Annotated in this window: 13 protein-coding genes; 11 read left to right on the plus strand and 2 right to left on the minus strand. The window is 66.2% G+C overall.

The genetic code is table 11. The features are described from left to right. Positions 1-31: 31 nt before the first annotated feature. Genes aceF through lpdA (RZE77_RS12230) form a run of 3 tightly spaced genes read left to right on the plus strand, consistent with a single transcriptional unit; the run spans position 32 to position 4,112 of the window. On the plus strand, positions 32-1,699 hold the full coding sequence (aceF, locus tag RZE77_RS12220) for a dihydrolipoyllysine-residue acetyltransferase (protein ID WP_319442070.1): 1,668 nt from the start codon (positions 32-34) through the stop codon (positions 1,697-1,699). Next, positions 1,696-2,289 (plus strand): Ntn hydrolase family protein, encoded by a 594-nt coding sequence (locus tag RZE77_RS12225; RefSeq protein ID WP_319432017.1) that lies wholly within the window; start codon positions 1,696-1,698, stop codon positions 2,287-2,289. The genes aceF and RZE77_RS12225 overlap by 4 nt, the downstream gene beginning before the upstream one ends. Next, entirely contained in the window at positions 2,286-4,112 is a 1,827-nt protein-coding gene (gene lpdA, locus RZE77_RS12230; RefSeq protein ID WP_319442071.1) for a dihydrolipoyl dehydrogenase, read from the plus strand. The genes RZE77_RS12225 and lpdA (RZE77_RS12230) overlap by 4 nt, the downstream gene beginning before the upstream one ends. An 86-nt stretch (positions 4,113-4,198) precedes the next feature. On the opposite strand, the gene RZE77_RS12235 is transcribed toward lpdA (RZE77_RS12230), so the two are convergent. Further along, positions 4,199-4,783, minus strand: coding sequence for a C40 family peptidase (locus RZE77_RS12235; RefSeq protein WP_124957652.1), 585 nt, complete (start codon positions 4,781-4,783; stop codon positions 4,199-4,201). Positions 4,784-5,024: 241 nt separating this feature from the next. Between RZE77_RS12235 and RZE77_RS12240 the strand changes: the two genes are divergently transcribed. Then, positions 5,025-6,158, plus strand: a complete 1,134-nt coding sequence (locus RZE77_RS12240) for a PQQ-dependent sugar dehydrogenase (RefSeq protein ID WP_405547482.1) — start codon at positions 5,025-5,027, stop codon at positions 6,156-6,158. A 14-nt stretch (positions 6,159-6,172) separates the two neighbouring features. On the opposite strand, the gene RZE77_RS12245 is transcribed toward RZE77_RS12240, so the two are convergent. Continuing rightward, positions 6,173-6,970, minus strand: a complete 798-nt coding sequence (locus RZE77_RS12245) for an alpha/beta hydrolase (protein WP_319442072.1) — start codon at positions 6,968-6,970, stop codon at positions 6,173-6,175. 82 nt (positions 6,971-7,052) lie between these two features. Between RZE77_RS12245 and RZE77_RS12250 the strand changes: the two genes are divergently transcribed. The 7 genes from RZE77_RS12250 to RZE77_RS12280 all read left to right on the plus strand — a co-directional run bounded on the left by RZE77_RS12250 (position 7,053) and on the right by RZE77_RS12280 (position 17,291). Beyond that, complete coding sequence (locus tag RZE77_RS12250; protein ID WP_319442347.1) at positions 7,053-7,655, plus strand: isochorismatase family protein; 603 nt, start codon at positions 7,053-7,055, stop codon at positions 7,653-7,655. A gap of 98 nt (positions 7,656-7,753) precedes the next feature. Then, a complete protein-coding gene (locus tag RZE77_RS12255) occupies positions 7,754-9,706 on the plus strand; it encodes a propionate--CoA ligase (RefSeq protein WP_319442348.1) in 1,953 nt (650 codons plus the stop codon). A 178-nt stretch (positions 9,707-9,884) separates the two neighbouring features. After that, positions 9,885-12,761: a 2-oxoglutarate dehydrogenase E1 component gene (locus RZE77_RS12260; RefSeq protein WP_319442073.1), complete on the plus strand. Its 2,877-nt coding sequence runs from the start codon at positions 9,885-9,887 to the stop codon at positions 12,759-12,761. Positions 12,762-12,816: 55 nt separating this feature from the next. Then, the gene (gene odhB, locus RZE77_RS12265; protein WP_319432028.1) at positions 12,817-14,073 is read left to right on the plus strand and encodes a 2-oxoglutarate dehydrogenase complex dihydrolipoyllysine-residue succinyltransferase; all 1,257 of its coding nucleotides are present in this window, start codon (positions 12,817-12,819) and stop codon (positions 14,071-14,073) included. A gap of 14 nt (positions 14,074-14,087) precedes the next feature. Beyond that, positions 14,088-15,518 (plus strand): dihydrolipoyl dehydrogenase, encoded by a 1,431-nt coding sequence (lpdA, locus tag RZE77_RS12270; RefSeq protein ID WP_319442074.1) that lies wholly within the window; start codon positions 14,088-14,090, stop codon positions 15,516-15,518. Between the two features lie 4 nt (positions 15,519-15,522). Then, complete coding sequence (zapE, locus tag RZE77_RS12275) at positions 15,523-16,623, plus strand: cell division protein ZapE (RefSeq protein ID WP_319442075.1); 1,101 nt, start codon at positions 15,523-15,525, stop codon at positions 16,621-16,623. Beyond that, positions 16,620-17,291: a hypothetical protein gene (locus RZE77_RS12280; RefSeq protein ID WP_319442076.1), complete on the plus strand. Its 672-nt coding sequence runs from the start codon at positions 16,620-16,622 to the stop codon at positions 17,289-17,291. Before zapE ends, RZE77_RS12280 begins: the two co-directional genes overlap by 4 nt. Positions 17,292-17,294 lie beyond the last annotated feature (3 nt).

Raw genomic sequence — 17,294 nt, forward strand, 5'->3', positions numbered from 1 at the left:
GAACGGCGCCTCACGGCGGGAGACGAACAATATGGCAGCAGTGGAAGTCAAGGTGCCGGACATCGGCGATTTCGATGAAGTCGCGGTGATCGAGGTGCTCGTGAAGGTGGGCGACACGGTCAAGGCCGAGCAGTCGCTCATCACCGTGGAATCGGACAAGGCGTCGATGGAGATCCCGTCGTCGACTGCCGGTGTGGTCAAGGAACTGAAGGTCGAGGTCGGCAGCAAGGTGAAGGAGGGCTCGGTGGTGCTCGTGCTGGAGGCCGAAGGTGCCGCCGCCGCACCGGCGCCTGCAGCGGCTCCCGCCCCTGCGGCTGCCGCCCCGGCACCCGCAGCCGCGGCGCCCGCACCGGCTGCCGCGCCTGCGGCCTCGGGACCGGTCGAGGTCAAGGTGCCCGACATCGGCGACTTCAAGGACGTCGCGGTCATCGAGCTGCTGGTGAAGCCCGGCGACACCATCGCGGCCGACCAGTCGCTGATCACGGTGGAGTCGGACAAGGCCTCGATGGAAATCCCGTCGTCGGCGGCCGGCGTGCTCAAGGAGCTCAAGGTCAAGGTGGGCGACACGGTCAACATCGGCGACCTGATCGCGATAGTGGAAGGCTCGGCAGGCGCCGCGGCACCCGCGCCTGCGCAGGCTGCTGCAGCCGCACCGGCTGCGGCAACCGCCAGCGCACCCGCGCCAGCCGCCGCATCGCCGGCACCGGCTGCAAGCCCGGCTGCCGCAGCCGCGCCGCACGAGCCGACGGTCGCGCCCACCGGCAACCTGCCGCACGCCTCGCCTTCGGTGCGCAAGTTCGCACGCGAACTCGGCGTGCCGCTCGAGGAGGTCAAGGGCTCCGGTCCCAAGGGCCGCATCACGCAGGAAGACGTCCAGGGCTTCACCAAGGCCGTGATGAGCGGCCAGGCCAGCACCAAGGCCTCGGCGGCCAAGGCACGGGCTGGCGGTGGCGCGGATGGCGCCGCGCTCGGCCTCATTCCGTGGCCCAAGGTCGACTTCACGAAGTTCGGCGCGGTCGAGCGCAAGGACCTGTCGCGCATCAAGAAGCTCAGCGGGGCCAACCTGCACCGCAACTGGGTGATGATTCCGCACGTCACCAACAACGACGAGGCCGACATCACCGAGCTCGAGGCCTTCCGCGTCTCCACCAACAAGGAGAACGAGAAGTCGGGCATCAAGGTCACGATGCTGGCCTTCGTGATCAAGGCGGTGGTTGCGGCGCTGAAGAAATTCCCCGACTTCAACGCCAGCCTCGATGGCGACCAACTGGTCTACAAGCAGTACTTCCACATCGGCTTCGCGGCCGACACGCCCAACGGGCTCGTGGTGCCGGTGCTCAAGGATGCCGACAAGAAGGGCATCCTGCAGATCAGCCAGGAAATGGGCGAGCTCGCCAAGAAGGCGCGCGACGGCAAGCTCGGCTCGGCCGACATGCAGGGCGGCTGCATGTCGATCAGTTCGCTCGGCGGCATCGGCGGCACGCATTTCACGCCCATCATCAACGCCCCCGAAGTGGCCATCCTCGGCCTCTCCAAGGGCCAGATGAAGCCGGTGTGGGATGGCAAGCAGTTCGTGCCGCGCCTGACGCTGCCGCTGTCGCTGTCGTACGACCACCGCGTGATCGATGGTGCCCTGGCCGCGCGCTTCAACGCCTACCTTGGGCAGGTGCTCGCGGACTATCGCCGAATCCTGCTATGACCACGGTAGTGGCCGTCCGCAAAGGCGGCCAGGTCACGATGGCGGCGGATTCGCTGGTGACCTTCGGCGACACGCGGCTTTCGCACCGCGCCGAGGCCAACCAGAAGATCTTCACCGTCGAGGACGCGGCGGGACAGAGCCTGTTTGCCGTGGCCGGCGCCGCTGCGCACTTCCTGGTGCTGCAGCATGCGCTGGCTGCGCAGCCGCGCGAGGCGCTGCTGTTCGGCAGCAAGCACGAGATCTTCCGCACCTTCACGCTGCTGCATCCGGTGCTGAAGGACGCGTTCTTCATGCAGACCAAGGAAGACGAGCACGAGCCCTACGAGTCGAGCCAGTTCACGATGCTGATGGCCAACCAGAGCGGCATCTACGGCATCTACAGCTACCGCGAGGTGTTCGAGTTCAAGCAGTTCTGGAGCATCGGCTCGGGACGCAGCTTTGCGCTCGGCGCCATGCACGCGGCCTATGACATCAAGTCGCGCAGCTCGCGCGACGTGGCGGAGGCGGGCATCGCCGCCGCCTGCGAATTCGATCGCAATTCGGCCCCACCGGTCGACGTTCTCACACTCAAACTGAAAGTGTCCAAATGAGCGAACAACAAATCAAGGTGCCCGACATCGGCGACTTCGACGAAGTCGCGGTGATCGAGGTGCTGGTCAACGTCGGCGACACGGTCAAGGCCGAGCAGTCGCTGATCACGGTCGAATCGGACAAGGCCTCGATGGAGATTCCGTCGTCGGCGGCCGGCGTGGTGAAGTCGCTTGCCGTCAAGGTGGGCGACAAGGTCAAGGAAGGCTCCGTGGTGCTGACGCTGGAGGTGGACAGTGCCGCAGCGCCTGCGCCGGCAGCGGCCGCGCCTGCACCCGCCGCAGCGGCTCCCGCGCCCAAGGCTGCTGCTCCGGCCGCAGCCCCGGCAGCGGCGCCTGCGGCCTCCAGCTACGGCGGCAAGGTCGACGTCGAGTGCGACGTGATCGTGCTCGGCGCCGGCCCCGGCGGCTACTCGGCGGCTTTCCGCGCGGCCGACCTGGGCCTGAAGGTCGTGCTGATCGAGCGCTATGCCACGCTCGGCGGCGTGTGCCTCAACGTGGGCTGCATTCCGTCGAAGGCGCTGCTGCACGTGGCCTCGGTCATGGACGAGGTGAAGCACTTCGCCGACCTCGGCGTGAGTTTTGCCGCGCCCACGGTCGACCGCGCCAAGCTGCTCGGCCACAAGAACAAGGTGGTGGGCAAGCTCACCGGCGGCCTCACGGCCATGGCCAAGATGCGCAAGGTGACGGTGCTGCGCGGCGTCGGCAACTTCATCGACCCGTACCACCTCGAGGTGGAAGAAACCTCGGGCACCAGCTGGGACACCACCGGCAAGAAGCAGACCGTCAAGTTCCGCAACGCGATCATCGCGGCCGGCTCGCAGTCCGTGAGCCTGCCGTTCATGCCGAAGGACCCGCGCGTGGTCGATTCCACCGGTGCGCTCGAGATGGGCACCGATCCCAAGCGCATGCTGGTCCTGGGCGGCGGCATCATCGGCCTCGAGATGGGCACGGTGTATTCGACGCTGGGCGCGCGCCTGGATGTGGTCGAGATGCTCGACGGCCTGATGCAGGGCGCCGACCGCGACCTGGTGAAGGTCTGGCAGAAGATGAATGCGCCGCGCTTCGACAACATCATGCTCAAGACCAAGACGGTGGGCGCCGAGGCCACGAAGGAGGGCATCAAGGTGACCTTCGAGGGTGAGCAGGCCCCCAAGGAGCCGCAGGTGTATGACCTGGTGCTGCAGGCCGTGGGCCGCAGCCCGAACGGCAAGAAGATCGGCGCCGAGAAGGCCGGCGTCGCAGTGAGCGACCGCGGCTTCATTCCGGTCGACACCCAGATGCGCACCAACGTGCCGCACATCTTCGCCATTGGCGACATCGTCGGCCAGCCGATGCTGGCGCACAAGGCGGTGCACGAGGCGCATGTGGCGGCCGAGGTGATCGCCGGCGAGCAGAAGGGCGACAAGGAATTGTCGAGCGCCGCCTTCAATGCCCGCGTGATCCCGAGCGTGGCCTACACCGACCCCGAAGTGGCGTGGGTGGGGCTCACCGAAGACCAGGCCAAGGCCGAAGGCATCAAGATCAAGAAGGGCCATTTCCCGTGGACCGCTTCGGGCCGCGCCATCGCCAACGGCCGCGACGAAGGCTTCACCAAGCTGCTGTTCGACGCCGGGACGCACCGCATCCTGGGTGGCGGCATCGTCGGCACGCATGCCGGCGACATGATCGGGGAGATTGCGCTGGCCATCGAGATGGGCGCCGACGAGATCGACATCGGCAAGACCATCCATCCGCATCCGACGCTGGGCGAGAGCATCGGCATGGCGGCCGAGGTGGCGCACGGGACCTGTACCGATCTGCCGCCAGTAAAGAAGACGGCCTGACCAACAAGGTTCGACCGGCCACAAAAAATCCCGCCGCGGCGGGATTTTTTTTCGTCCTGATCCAGGACGCCGGATTCGGGGAAGGCTCAGTTGCCGGTGTGGGTTGCAGCAGTTGCCGCAGCCTTGATCTCGTCGTTCTGTGCGCCGCCGAGCACGCGGCGTGCGCCGTCGAAGCGGCGGCTCCAGTAGCTGCCGTTCATGTCTTCCACGCGCACCTGGGCGCCCGTGCGCGGCGAGTGGATGAACTTGCCTTCGCCGACATAGATGCCGACATGGCTGAAGGCGCGGCGCATGGTGTTGAAGAAGACGAGGTCGCCGGGCTTGAGCTGGCTGCGGTCGATCTTCTCGGTGGCCGCCGCCTGTTCTTCGGCGCGGCGCGGCAGCACGTGGCCGAGCGTCTGGTTGTACATCGCGCGAACGAAGCCGCTGCAGTCGAAGCCGGATTCGGCCGAATTGCCGCCGCGGCGATAGGGGACGCCGAGGAAGCCGATGGCAGTCACCACGAGGTCGGAGGTTCGTTCAGCGACGGTTTGGCGGACCTGCCTGAGTTGTCCGATGATGCCCTTGTCGGCCAGCAACCGGGCCAGTTCGTCGTCGGTTCGGTCCTGTTGGGGGGCGGCCTGGACGGCGACGGCAAACAGGAGAGACGCGGGTAGGACGAAAAAACGCATGGCGCGTAGGATATTGATGACGCGCAGTTATGTCAACCTCATCCGAATTGGCGAATGTATCTTCAAGTCTTTGATTTGTTTGATTTTTTTTGATTCGAGCGAAGAAAAAATGTAACGGCCGATCTTTATGAACCATAAGCGATTGGTTGAAAGCGAACTTTTGTACTCGCATTGAAGAGGCGAACAGCCTGGATTCGCACCCCATTTCGCGTCAAGATCGCGCCAACTAACCGGAAAAGACATGAACCTGCGAATTCAGGAAGCTGCGCGCCTCCTAGGAAAGGCTGCCGTCGTGGCGGGTCTGGCCGCCTGGGGCGCCGCCATGGCGCAGATACGGCCGGAAACCATTTCGACCGGCCTCGAGAACCCGTGGGGCGTGGCCTTTCTGCCGGGCGGCCGTTTCGTGGTCACGGAGCGGGCCGGCCGGTTGCGGCTGATCGCTGCGGACGGCAAGATCGGCGCGCCCATCGCCGGCCTGCCGCCCATCGCGGCCGGCGGCCAGGGCGGCTTGCTCGACGTACTGGCCGATTCGGGCTTCGACAAGAACCGCACGCTGTATTTCTGCTTCTCCGAACCCGCCGCCGGCGGCGGTTCGGGCAACAGCACGGCACTGGCCAGCACGCAGCTATCGGCCGACGGCACGCGGCTGGAGAACCTGAAAATCATCTTCAGCCAGCAGCCCAAGGTGGCCAGCCGCAACCATTTCGGCTGCCGCATCGTCGAGGCGCGCGACGGCACGTTGTTTCTCACGTTGGGCGACCGGTTCAGCCGCAAGGAAGATGCGCAGAAGCTCGACAACCACATTGGCAAGGTGGTGCGCATTGCCAAGGACGGCTCGGCACCCCGGGACAATCCCTTTGTCGGCCGGGCGGGCGCGCTGCCCGAGATCTGGAGCTATGGCCACCGCAACGGCCAGGGCGCAGCGCTCGCGCCCGATGGCCGCTTCTGGATGACCGAGCACGGGCCGCAGGGCGGCGACGAAATCAACATTGCGCAAGCCGGCCGCAACTACGGCTGGCCGGTGATCACCTACGGCGAGAACTACGGCGGCGGAAAGATCGGCGAGGGCATCACCGAAAGGAGCGGCATGGAGCAGCCGCTGCATTATTGGGTGCCGTCGATTGCGACATCGGGCATGGCTTTCCTCACCAGCGACCGCTACGGTGCGGCATGGAAGGGCAACCTGTTCGTCGGATCGCTCAAGTTCGGCTATCTCGACCGCATCGAGCTGAAGGACGGCAAGGTGGCGGCCGAGCACAAGCTGCTCGCCGAGGACCGGGCCCGCATCCGTGATGTGAAGCAGGGGCCGGACGGCCTGCTCTACGTGTTGACCGACGAATCCGACGGCAAGCTGCTGCGCCTGCGGCCGAACTGAGGCGGGCCGCGCCTTCAGCCGGGGCAGCCCGGCAGCGGCAATGTCGGCAGCATGCGGCGCCAGAGCCGCGTCCACTCGGGCCAGTCGTGGCCGCCTTCGGTCGTGAAGACGCGGCTTGCGGGCAGTGCGGCCGCCAGGAGCCGATGGCTGAACGCAAAGCGGTCGTCGATGCCATAGCCCAAGTAGAGCGGTGGCCGCGCGCCGAAGGTGGCGGTAGCGCCGACGTAGCCGCGCAGCCACTGCCACAGCTGGGTCTCGTTCGGTGTTCGCGGGTCGCTGCCCGGTGGATCGCCCAGCGGCCCGGTCCAGCGGGCGAGGCCGCCGGCATTGGCGATGTCGGCGCCGAGCGCGCGTTCCCCGAGGTAGGGCGCAATGGCCACGATGCCCGCGAGTTCACCGGGATGCGTCTGCGCGTAGAGCAGTCCGCCGAAGCCGCCAATCGAAATGCCGACGATCCAGATGGCCTTGTAGCCCTGGCCGCGGGCCGGCACCATCACGTCCCGGTGCAGGCGGTCGAGGATGGTCTTGCCGTTGTAGTAGCCCAGGTGCGCATCGACCCGCATCACGTCTACCGCAAGCCTGTTGTCGTTCAGCGCCTTGACGAAGCCTTCGCGCTCGAATTCGTCCGGGTGGGAGTACGCGCCGGGCAGCAGCACGATCAGCGTGTCGGCATTCGGCGTACAGCTGCTCTTCTCGAGCGTGCGGTCCAGCGGCGCCTTGGCGGTGCGCAGGCCGCCGCAGCCGGTTACCACGAGCGCCGCGCCAAGGGCCAGAATCGGCAAATGGCGCCGGGCCGAAAAGAAGATCCGCATCCGCCCGGAGTCTAGAGAGATACACGCCTTTTCGGTGGTACGGTCTGGCCCCATCAAATCCATCTGAATGAAAGAACGGTTCATGCTGCTCGACGCCTCGCTCTCCCAACTCGTCCTGGTCGACTACCAGGCGCGGCTGATGCCGTCGATCTTCGAGGGCGAAGCGGTCGCGCAGAACGCGGTGCGGCTCGGCAAGATGGCCCAGCTGTTCCAGGTGCCGGTGTGGGGCACCGAACACAACCCCTCCAAGCTCGGTGAGAACGTGCCCGACATCCGCGCGCTGTGCCAGCGCACCCTGTCGAAGATGCATTTCAGCGGTGTGGAAGAGGGCCTCGGCGAATGGCTGCGCGTGCCGGCGAAGGCGCCGCAGGGCAATGCCCGCAGCCTGCCCAAGCATCTTCAGAAGCCCGCTGCGGCCGCCGAAGAGCGCAATTCCATCGTGATCGCCGGCTGCGAAGCCCATGTTTGCCTGCTGCAGACCGCGCTCGACCTGCTGGAAGACGAGTTCGAAGTCTGGGTCGTCACCGACGCCTGCAGCTCGCGCACCGAGCGCAACCGCGATGCCGCCTTCGACCGGCTGGCCGGTGCCGGGGCCGAACTCGTGACGACCGAGATGGTCGGCTTCGAATGGCTGCGCACGGCGGAGCACCCCGCGTTTTCCGAACTGCTCACCCTGATCCGATAGCCGCAACCGGCGGGCGCACCACAAGGGCTCGGCCGGATTGTTCCGGCCGTCAGCTTGCTGCAAGATCGGTCTCCATAATTATGAATTCAGTTTTGGCGATGCCGCCGGGCCGAACGAATAAACGGAGACAAATCCAGATGAGCCGCTACGAAGAGTTCTATCGCCAGTCCGTCGATGCGCCCGAGGCCTTCTGGGCCGAGCAGGCGAAGCTGATCGACTGGCAGGCCCCCGCCGAGCAGATCCTCGACGCCAGCCAGCCGCCGTTCGCGCGCTGGTTCGTGGGCGGCACCACCAACCTGTGCCACAACGCGGTCGACCGGCACCTGGCCGCGCGCGGCGACCAGCCCGCGCTGATCTTCGTTTCCACCGAAACCGGCGTCGAGAAAAGCTACAGCTTCAGGGAACTGCACGCCGAGGTGCAGCGCACGGCCGCCAGCCTGATGGAGCTGGGCGTGGGGAAGGGCGACCGCGTGCTCATCTACATGCCAATGATCCCCGAGGCCGCCTTCGCGATGCTGGCCTGTGCGCGCATCGGCGCGATCCACTGCGTGGTGTTCGGCGGATTCGCGAGCGGTTCGCTGGCCACGCGCATCGAGGATGCCGAGCCCAAGGTGGTGGTGAGCGCCGACGCCGGCTCGCGCGGCGGCAAGGTCATTGCGTACAAGCCGCTGCTCGACGAGGCGATCCGGCTGTCGAAATACAAGCCGGCCGCGGTGCTGCTGACCGACCGCGGCCTGGCCCCGATGGACCTGGCGGCCGGCCGCGACCACCTGGCCGGCGAACTTCGACGCAAGCACTTCGACGCAGAGGTGCCCTGCACCTGGCTGGCCGCCACCGACATCAGCTACACCATCTACACCAGCGGCACCACCGGCAAGCCCAAGGGCGTGCAGCGCGACGTCGGCGGCTATGCCGTGGCGCTGGCCGCGAGCATGAAGCACATCTTCGACGGCCGCGCCGGCGAAACCTACTTCTCGACCAGCGACATCGGGTGGGTGGTGGGCCACAGCTACATCGTCTATGGCCCGCTGATCGCCGGCATGGCCACCCTCATGTACGAGGGCCTGCCCACGCAGGGTATCGACAGGCAGCCCGACGGCGGCATCTGGTGGCGCCTGGTCGAGAAATACAAGGTGACGGTGATGTTCAGCGCGCCCACCGCGGTGCGCGTGCTCAAGAAGCAGGATCCGGCGCTGCTGAAGAAATACGACCTGTCGAGCCTGCGCGCGCTGTTCCTGGCGGGCGAGCCGCTCGACGAGCCCACCGCGCGCTGGATCAGCGAGGGCCTGGGCGTGCCCATCATCGACAACTACTGGCAGACCGAATCTGGCTGGCCGATGATCACCATTGCCAACGGTGTCGAGGCCAAGCCCAGCAAGTTCGGCAGCCCCGGCGTTCCGATGTACGGCTACCGCATCAAGATCCTGCACGAATCGACCGGCGAGGAATTGACCGCCCCCAATGAAAAGGGCGTGGTCGTGGTCGAAGGCCCGACCCCGCCCGGCTTCATGCAGACCGTGTGGAAGGACGACGCGCGCTTCGTCAGCACCTACTGGAAAAGCGTGCCGGGCAAGATGGTCTATTCGACCTTCGACTGGGGCATCCGCGACGAGGAGGGCTATTTCTACATCCTCGGGCGCACCGACGACGTGATCAACGTGGCCGGCCACCGCCTGGGCACCCGCGAGATCGAGGAGAGCATCTCGGGCCACGCCAACGTGGCGGAGGTCGCGGTGGTGGGCGTGGCCGATGCGCTCAAGGGCCAGGTGGCAATGGCTTTCGTGGTGCCGAAGGACGGCATCGCCGTGGCCGACGCCGACGCGGCGCGCAAGCTCGAGGGCGAGATCATGAAGGTGGTGGCCGACCAGCTCGGCGCGCTGGCGCGGCCCGCCCGGGTGCGCTTCGTCTCGGGCCTGCCCAAGACCCGCAGCGGCAAGCTGCTGCGGCGCGCCATCCAGGCCGTGTGCGAGCAGCGCGATCCGGGCGACCTGACCACCCTCGACGACCCCGCCACCCTGCAGCAGATCAGGCAGCTGGTTTCTTCCGCCTGAGTGAGCAAGACCGGCCTTGCGAAGCCGCGCCGAGCCGTCATATGTCTGACGTGGCACAATGCGAAGGTACTCAGGCCCTTCCCCAGCCACAGTCGCATCCGCCAACCGGTTCAGCCGTGTCGCGGAAGGTTTCTTAACCAGCTAGTGCTTCCTTCAGGGAAGCGAAGGTCAGCGGATCATGAGCGATTCCTCAAAGCCCACGGCATATGCCGCGTATCAGGGCAACACGTACCTCTTCGGTGGCAATGCGCCCTATGTCGAAGAGATGTACGAAAACTACCTCTCCAATCCCGGCAGCGTGCCTGACAACTGGCGTTCGTATTTCGACGCCCTGCAGAACGTGCCCGCGGTCGATGGCTCCAACACGCGAGACGTCCCGCACCAGCCGGTGATCAACGCTTTTGCCGAGCGCGCGAAGCAGGGCACCACCAAGGTCGTGCAGGCCAGCGGCGCGGATTCCGAGCTCGGCCGCAAGCGCACCGCCGTCCAGCAGCTGATTGCCGCCTACCGCAACGTCGGCGCCCGCTGGGCCGACCTGGACCCCCTCAAGCGCGCCGAGCGCCCGGCCATTCCGGAACTCGAGCCCTCGTTCTACGGCTTCGCCGATGCCGACCTCGAGACGGTGTTCAACACCAGCAACACCTTCTTCGGCAAGGAGACCATGTCGCTGCGCGACCTGCTCAATGCCTTGCGCGAAACGTACTGCGGCACCATCGGCGCCGAGTACATGTACACCACCGACCAGAACCACAAGCGCTGGTGGCAGCAGAAGCTCGAAAGCGCCCGCACCAACCCGCAGCTCAATGCGGAGCAGAAGAAACACGTGCTCAACCGCCTGACCGCGGCCGAAGGCCTCGAGCGCTTCCTGCACACCAAGTACGTCGGCCAGAAGCGCTTCTCGCTCGAAGGCGGCGAAAGCTTCATCGTCTCGATGGACGAACTGATCAACCAGGCCGGCATCAAGGGCGTGCAGGAAATCGTGATCGGCATGGCCCACCGCGGCCGCCTCAACGTGCTGGTCAACTCGCTCGGCAAGATGCCGGCCGACCTGTTCGCCGAGTTCGACCACACCGCTCCTGAAGACCTGCCGAGCGGCGACGTCAAGTACCACCAGGGCTTCAGCTCGGACGTGACCACGCCCGGCGGCCCGGTGCACCTGAGCCTGGCGTTCAATCCCTCGCACCTCGAGATCGTGAACCCCGTGGTCGAAGGCTCGGTGCGCGCCCGCATGGACCGCCGCGCCGACCCGCAGGGCAAGCAGGTGCTGCCCGTGCTCGTGCACGGCGACGCCGCCTTCGCGGGCCAGGGCGTCGTGATGGAAACGCTGGCGCTGGCCGAAACCCGTGGCTACTTCACGGGCGGCACGGTGCACATCGTCATCAACAACCAGATCGGCTTCACCACCAGCGACCCGCGCGACAGCCGCTCGACGCTGTACTGCTCGGACATCGTCAAGATGATCGAGGCGCCGGTGCTGCACGTGAACGGCGATGATCCCGAAGCCGTGGTGCTCGCCACCCAGCTCGCCCTTGAATTCCGCATGGAGTTCCAGAAGGACGTGGTGGTCGACATCATCTGCTTCCGCAAGCTGGGCCACAACGAGCAGGACACCCCCTCGCTCACGCAGCCGCTCATGTACAAGAAGATCGCCCAGCACCCCGGCACGCGCAAGCTGTACGCCGACAAGCTGGCGACGCAGGGCCTGGGCGCCACGCTCGGCGACGACATGGTCAAGGCCCAGCGCGCTGCCTTCGACGAAGGCCGCAACACGGTCGACCCGGTGCTCACGAACTTCAAGAGCAAGTACGCCGTCGACTGGAATCCCTACCTCAACAAGAAGTGGACCGACGCCGGCGACACCGCCATTCCGTCCAGCGAGTGGAAGCGCCTGGCCGAGAAGATCACCACGGTGCCGGCCGGCTTCACGGTGCACCCGCTCGTGAAGAAGGTGCTGGACGACCGCGCCGCCATGGGCCGCGGCGACGTCAACGTCGACTGGGGCATGGGCGAACACATGGCCTTTGCCTCGCTGGTGGCCAGCGGCTATCCGGTGCGCCTGTCGGGCGAAGACTCGGGCCGCGGCACGTTCACGCACCGCCACGCCGTGCTGCACGACCAGAACCGCGAGAAGTTCGACGAAGGCACCTACACGCCGCTGCAGAACGTAGCCGAGAACCAGGCACCGTTCGTCGTCATCGACTCGATCCTGTCGGAAGAAGCGGTGCTCGCGTTCGAATACGGCTACGCCTCGAACGACCCGAACACGCTCGTGATCTGGGAAGCCCAGTTCGGCGACTTCGTGAACGGCGCGCAAGTGGTGATCGACCAGTTCATCGCCTCGGGCGAAGTGAAGTGGGGCCGCGTCAACGGCCTCACGATGATGCTGCCGCACGGCTATGAAGGCCAGGGCCCCGAGCACAGCTCGGCACGCCTGGAGCGCTTCATGCAGCTGAGCGCCGACACCAACATGCAGGTGGTGCAGCCCACCACGGCCAGCCAGATCTTCCACGTGCTGCGCCGCCAGATGGTGCGCAACCTGCGCAAGCCGCTGATCATCATGACGCCGAAGTCGCTGCTGCGTAACAAGGACGCGACCTCGCCGCTGTCCGAGTTCACCAAGGGCGGCTTCCAGACGGTCATTCCGGACAGCAAGGGCCTGAAGGCCGAGAAGGTCAAGCGCCTGATCGCCTGCTCGGGCAAGGTCTACTACGACCTGGCCAAGAAGCGCGAAGAACAGGGCAACGACGACGTGGCGATCATCCGCGTCGAGCAGCTCTATCCGTTCCCGCACAAGGCGTTCGCTGCCGAGATCAAGAAGTACCCGAACCTCGCCGACGTGGTCTGGTGCCAGGACGAGCCGCAGAACCAGGGCGCCTGGTTCTTCGTGCAGCACTACATCCACGAGAACATGCAGGAAGGCCAGAAGCTCGGCTACTCCGGCCGTGCCGCTTCGGCATCGCCTGCAGTCGGCTACTCGCACCTGCACCAGGAACAGCAGAAGGCGCTGGTCGATGGCGCATTTGGCAAGCTCAAGGGCTTCGTGCTGACCAAGTAATTTCAAGCCTCTTTTTCACACGAACACCTGAAGAACAAAACGGAGCTCACTCCAAATGTCTATCGTAGAAGTCAAAGTCCCCCAGCTTTCCGAATCCGTGGCCGAAGCCACCATGCTCACCTGGAAGAAGAAGGCCGGCGAAGCCGTCGCCGTCGATGAAATCCTGATCGAGATCGAGACCGACAAGGTCGTGCTCGAAGTGCCCGCACCCTCGGCCGGCGTGCTGGCCGAAATCGTGCAGCCCGATGGCGCCACCGTGGTGGCCGACCAGCTGATCGCGAAGATCGACACCGAAGGCAAGGCAAGCGCCGCAGCGCCTGCAGCAGCACCCGCCGCTGCGCCGGCCCCGGCAGCTGCGCCCGCAGCGGCTGCTGCCGCCACCGGGGGTTCGAAGTCCGACGTTGCCATGCCCGCCGCCGCCAAGCTGCTGGCCGACAACAACCTGAAGACCAGCGACGTGGCCGGCAGCGGCAAGGACGGCCGCGTCACCAAGGGCGACGTGCTCGGCGCCGTGGCCTCGGGTGCCAAGCCCGCGGCCGTGGTGGCCGCACCGGCTGCCAAGCCGGCGCTGCCGCAAGTCGCCGCGCCTGCGGGTGCGCCCGACCTCGGCGAGCGCCCCGAGCAGCGCGTGCCGATGAGCCGCCTGCGCGCCCGCATCGCCGAGCGCCTGATCCAGTCGCAATCGACCAACGCCATCCTGACGACCTTCAATGAAGTCAACATGGCGCCCGTCATGGAACTGCGCAAGCGCTTCCAGGACAGCTTCACCAAGGAACACGGCGTGAAGCTCGGCTTCATGAGCTTCTTCGTGAAGGCCGCGGTGCATGCGCTCAAGAAGTACCCGGTGATCAACGCCTCGGTCGACGGCAACGACATCCTGTACCACGGCTACTTCGACATCGGCATTGCCGTCGGTTCGCCGCGCGGCCTGGTGGTGCCCATCCTGCGCAACGCCGACCAGATGAGCTTTGCCGACATCGAGAAGAAGATCGCCGAATACGGCAAGAAGGCACAGGACGGCAAGCTCGGCATCGAAGAAATGACCGGCGGCACCTTCTCCATCTCGAACGGCGGCACCTTCGGCTCGATGCTCTCGACGCCGATCATCAACCCGCCCCAGTCGGCGATCCTCGGCGTGCACGCCACCAAGGACCGCGCCGTGGTCGAGAACGGCCAGATCGTCATCCGCCCGATGAACTACCTTGCCATGAGCTACGACCACCGCATCATCGACGGCCGCGAAGCCGTGCTGGGCCTGGTGGCCATGAAGGAAGCGCTCGAAGACCCGTCGCGCCTGTTGTTCGACATCTGAGGAGGAAGAATCAGATGGCAAACAAACAATTCGACGTCATCGTCATCGGCGGCGGCCCTGGCGGCTACATCGCCGCGATCCGCGCAGCGCAGCTGGGCTTCAACGTGGCCTGCATCGACGAGTGGAAGAACGGCAAGGGCGGCCCCGCACCGGGCGGCACCTGCACCAACGTCGGCTGCATTCCATCGAAGGCGCTGCTGCAATCGTCGGAGCACTTCGACCAGGCCGGCCACCACTTTGCCGACCACGGCATCAAGGTCGAAGGCCTGGGTCTGGACCTCGAGAAGATGCTGGCCCGCAAGGACCAGGTCGTGAAGCAGAACAACGACGGCATCCTGTACCTGTTCAAGAAGAACAAGATCACCTTCTTCCACGGCCGCGGCTCGTTCGTGAAGGCGGGCGAAGCCGGCTACGAGATCAAGGTGGCGGGCGCCGCCGAAGAGTCGATCGACGGCAAGCACATCATCGTGGCCACGGGCTCCAACGCCCGCGCGCTGCCGGGTGCGCCATTCGACGAGGAGAACATCCTCTCGAACGACGGCGCGCTGCGCATCGGCGCGGTGCCGAAGAAGCTGGGCCTGATCGGCTCGGGCGTCATCGGGCTTGAAATGGGCTCGGTGTGGCGCCGCCTCGGCGCCGAAGTCACGGTGCTCGAAGCGCTGCCGACCTTCCTCGGCGCGGTCGACGAGCAGATCGCCAAGGAAGCCAAGAAGGCCTTCGACAAGCAGAAGCTCAAGATCGAACTCGGCGTCAAGGTCGGCGAGATCAAGTCGTCCAAGAAGGGCGTGAGCGTGGCCTGGACCAACGCCAAGGGCGAAGCCCAGACGCTGGAAGTCGACAAGCTGATCGTCTCGATCGGCCGCGTGCCCAACACCATCGGCCTGAACGCCGAAGCCGTGGGCCTGAAGCTCGACGAGCGCGGCGCCATTGCCGTGGACGACGACTGCAAGACCAGCCTGCCCAACGTCTGGGCGATCGGCGACGTGGTGCGCGGCCCGATGCTCGCGCACAAGGCCGAGGAAGAGGGCGTTGCCGTGGCGGAGCGCATTGCGGGCCAGCACGGCCACGTCAACTTCAACACCGTGCCGTGGGTGATCTACACCAACCCCGAGATCGCGTGGGTCGGCCAGACCGAGCAGCAGCTCAAGGCCGCGGGCCGGGCCTACAAAGCCGGCACCTTCCCGTTCCTCGCGAACGGCCGCGCACGCGCGCTGGGCGACACGACCGGCATGGTCAAGTTCCTGGCCGACGCGGCCACCGACGAGATCCTCGGCGTGCACATCGTGGGCCCGCAGGCCAGCGAGCTGATCTCCGAAGCCGTGGTGGCGATGGAGTTCAAGGCCAGCGCAGAAGACATCGCGCGCATCTGCCATGCGCACCCGTCGCTGTCGGAAGCCACGAAGGAAGCGGCACTTGCCGTGGACAAGCGCACGCTGAACTTCTGATCCATTGACCAGCGTCAAACAGGCCTATGAGGCGGAACTCGCTGTGCGCGGGTTCCAGAGCGATCCCGCGCAACTGCGCGCCGTGGAAGCGCTGGATCGCTGCGCGCGGGAGTGGGGCGACTACAAGGCCCAGCGCTCCAACGCGCTGAAGAAGTTCATCAACCGGCCCGAGCTGCCGCGCGGCGTCTACATGTACGGTGGCGTCGGGCGGGGCAAGAGCTTCCTGATGGACCTGTTCTTCAACGCGGTGCCGCTGCGCCGCAAGACCCGGCTGCACTTTCACGAGTTCATGCGCGAGGTGCACCGCGAACTGCGCGAGTTGCAGGGCACGGTCAACCCGCTCGACGAGCTCGGGCTGCGCATCTCCAAGCGCTACAAGCTGATCTGCTTCGACGAGTTCCACGTGGCGGACATCACCGACGCGATGATCCTTCACCGCCTGCTGGTGGCGCTGTTCGAGAACGGCGTGGGCTTTGTCACCACCTCCAATTTCAGGCCCGACGATCTCTACCCCGGCGGGCTGCACCGCGACCGCATCCTGCCCGCGATCGCGCTGCTCAACGAGAAGCTCGAGGTGCTGAGCGTGGACAACGGCACCGACTACCGGCGCCGCACGCTCGAGCAACTGCGCATGTACCTGACGCCGAACGATGCCTCGGCCGAAAAGGAGATGCGCAAGGCGTTCGACAGGTTGGCCGAAACGGCCGACGAAAACCCGGTGCTGCACATCGAGCAGCGCGAGATCCGCGCCAGGCGCAAGGCCGGCGGCGTGGTGTGGTTCGACTTCAAGACGCTGTGCGGCGGACCACGCTCGCAGAACGACTATCTTGAGATCGCCAGCCAGTTTCACACGGTGCTGCTGTCCGACGTGCCGCACATGCCGGTGCGCATGGCCTCCGAAGCACGCCGTTTCACCTGGCTGGTCGACGTCTTGTACGACCGGCGCGTCAAGCTCATCATGTCGGCCGAGGTACCGCCGGAGGCGTTGTACACCGAGGGACCGCTCGCGCACGAATTCCCGCGAACGGTTTCCAGGCTCACCGAAATGCAATCGAGCGAGTTCCTCTCCCTGGAACGCCGCATCGTGGACACTCGACTGACATGAAAAAAATTGTTCTCGCCATGCTGATGGCCCTGGGCAGCCTGCCGCTCTGGGCGCAGTCCAATGCGGCCGCGGGCAGTGCAGACTTCGAAGCGGAACGCAGCCGGCTGGCCGCCGAGCGCGCCGCCATCGAGGCGCGCTTCGACAAGGAGCGTGCCGCCTGCTACCAGAAGTTCGCGGTCGAGGACTGCCTGCGCGACAGCCGCAAGCGCCGCCGTGCCGAGACCGATCACATCAAGCGCCAGGAATCGGCCATCAACGACATCGAGCGCCAGCGGCGCGGTGCGGCCGAACTCGAGAAGCTCGACCAGAAGGCCGCCACGCGGCGCCCGCAGGACACGCCCGAGAAGCAGGAAGAGGCTCGAAAAGCCCAGCAGGACCGGGAGCAGCGCGCGGCCGACCATGCAGCGAGCCGCGCCGCCACGGCCGCAGAGGCCGACGAGCGCCGGCGCCAGCTCGAGGCCAAGCAGAAGGCCCACGCCGACGAGCAGGCCAAGGCCGCACAGCGGCGCGCAGAGGCGCCCGCGGCGGTCGAACGCTTCGAAAGCAAGCAGCAAAAGGCGGCCGAGCACCGGGCCAGCCGCGAGCGGCAGAACGCCGAGCGCACCAAGCCGCGCGGGGCGCCCTTGCCGACGCCGCCGGCATCGCCGGCTTCGGCGCCCAGCCGCTGAGCC

The sequence above is a fragment of the Variovorax sp. SPNA7 genome, from assembly GCF_033807855.1.
Lineage (GTDB): Bacteria > Pseudomonadota > Gammaproteobacteria > Burkholderiales > Burkholderiaceae_C > Variovorax > Variovorax beijingensis.

Excerpts from the sequence above, each read along its gene's own strand:
- aceF (WP_319442070.1), top strand. The coding sequence starts at position 32 with ATGGCAGCAGTGGAAGTCAAGGTGCCGGACATCGGCGATTTCGATGAA.
- RZE77_RS12235 (WP_124957652.1), bottom strand. The coding sequence starts at position 4,783 with ATGCGTTTTTTCGTCCTACCCGCGTCTCTCCTGTTTGCCGTCGCCGTC.
- RZE77_RS12250 (WP_319442347.1), top strand. The coding sequence starts at position 7,053 with ATGCTGCTCGACGCCTCGCTCTCCCAACTCGTCCTGGTCGACTACCAG.
- RZE77_RS12255 (WP_319442348.1), top strand. The coding sequence starts at position 7,754 with ATGCCGCCGGGCCGAACGAATAAACGGAGACAAATCCAGATGAGCCGC.
- RZE77_RS12280 (WP_319442076.1), top strand. The coding sequence starts at position 16,620 with ATGAAAAAAATTGTTCTCGCCATGCTGATGGCCCTGGGCAGCCTGCCG.
- RZE77_RS12240 (WP_405547482.1), top strand. The coding sequence starts at position 5,025 with ATGAACCTGCGAATTCAGGAAGCTGCGCGCCTCCTAGGAAAGGCTGCC.
- lpdA (WP_319442074.1), top strand. The coding sequence starts at position 14,088 with ATGGCAAACAAACAATTCGACGTCATCGTCATCGGCGGCGGCCCTGGC.
- lpdA (WP_319442071.1), top strand. The coding sequence starts at position 2,286 with ATGAGCGAACAACAAATCAAGGTGCCCGACATCGGCGACTTCGACGAA.
- RZE77_RS12245 (WP_319442072.1), bottom strand. The coding sequence starts at position 6,970 with ATGCGGATCTTCTTTTCGGCCCGGCGCCATTTGCCGATTCTGGCCCTT.
- odhB (WP_319432028.1), top strand. The coding sequence starts at position 12,817 with ATGTCTATCGTAGAAGTCAAAGTCCCCCAGCTTTCCGAATCCGTGGCC.
- RZE77_RS12225 (WP_319432017.1), top strand. The coding sequence starts at position 1,696 with ATGACCACGGTAGTGGCCGTCCGCAAAGGCGGCCAGGTCACGATGGCG.
- RZE77_RS12260 (WP_319442073.1), top strand. The coding sequence starts at position 9,885 with ATGAGCGATTCCTCAAAGCCCACGGCATATGCCGCGTATCAGGGCAAC.